The sequence below is a fragment of the Vibrio sp. 1249-1 genome (assembly GCF_033340495.1).
The window spans coordinates 1-621 of the sequence record NZ_JAWOWJ010000747.1; the positions used below are offsets into that span (position 1 = coordinate 1).

The following is a 621-nucleotide window of genomic DNA, read 5'->3' on the forward strand; positions in this document are numbered from 1 at the left end:
TGGGATCACAGCAAAAAAAGTTGGCGGTAAGAAAGGCAAACGAACTCGGGTGCTAAATGACAACGAGATCAGGATACTTTGGCGCTATTTGCACGAGTCAAAAATCACTGAGAAGAACCGCATCTACATAAAGCTGCTTCTGCTATTGGGCGGTCGCAAGGGCGAACTCATTCAAGCTGAAAAGCATCACTTTGATTTGCAATCTGCAATGTGGACAGTGCCTATAGAGATCCGCAAACAAGGTGAGAAAATAGGAGCGCCGATCATGCGGCCATTGATTAAGCCAGCTATTGAGCTGATTGAACTGGCGATGCAGATGAGCAAATCAACCTACTTGTTTCCCGCGAACGGACAAGAAGAGCTTGCCACAAATGGCTTTGATACCACTATTCCTAACAATGTGAAAATTTGGGCTCGCAGGTCGCTTAGTGTCGAGATGGAACATTGGTCTATGCATGATCTTCGCAGAACGATGCGAACGCGAATGTCTGCCATCACCACGCAAGAAGTTGCCGAGTTGATGATTGGCCACAGCAAAAAAGGGTTGGATGCTATCTACAACCAATATCAGTACCTGGATGAAATGCGTCATGCTTACGACGTTTGGTATCAACAGCTAGA

The 621-nt window shown here is 46.2% G+C and carries 1 protein-coding gene; it reads left to right on the forward strand.

What is annotated here, in order from left to right; genetic code table 11:
• The coding region (locus R7Z50_RS28700; protein WP_318149908.1) for a tyrosine-type recombinase/integrase at positions 1-621 on the forward strand (621 nt) is incomplete at both ends.